Source organism: Vibrio sp. JZG10 (genome assembly GCF_054064075.1).
In genome coordinates this window covers 1-591 of record NZ_JBSUGE010000067.1, presented here as the reverse complement: position 1 = coordinate 591, position 591 = coordinate 1, and the positions used below count along the sequence as shown (strand labels likewise).

The following is a 591-nucleotide window of genomic DNA, read 5'->3' as shown; positions in this document are numbered from 1 at the left end:
CAATTTCCCTCGGTAGTTATTGTAATGACAAAGTCGCTTGGTAGTTAAGGTACGACAGAATCGCTTGGTGATCACAGCTATAGTAAGCAATTTATAAATTATTTTTGGACAAAAGTCAGTTAGAGTCGATGCTCTAAATAACCTTCTATTCATTACTTGATGTATTCTGACCGAACCAATCCCCCCACTAAAGTGGAAGTCAATGATAACCCCCTATGTCATCACCGCTCTAACCATCACAAGGGATCAGATCGCAGAACTCCAAAAAGGTTCAACTGATTTAGGCAACAACGCCATGTTCACTCTAACGACTTGAGTTTCCGTCAAAATCATCAGATTTTTCTTTGAAGGGAGTATATATTGATGCGACTGAATGCATTGTGAGGAGAATAATATGTCAGTTATGGATTATCAAGATGCTTCGAAAGAAGAGCTTCAAGAACTAGAAAACGAAAGACTTGAGCTACTGAACGACTTTAAAGAGCAGTTGGCAGTGTTCTGTGATTACCTAAAAGTTGACTTAGACCAGCAAGCAACCTTGAAATCACTAGACACCGCAACAGCACTCACGCTTTCCTCTCCACGTTATAT

General features: G+C 39.8%; 1 pseudogene. It reads left to right on the top strand.

The window, feature by feature from the left end:
- Nucleotides 1–394 precede the first annotated feature (394 nt).
- Nucleotides 395–591: pseudogene (locus tag ACWYVB_RS24160) on the top strand (hypothetical protein); the annotation flags it as partial.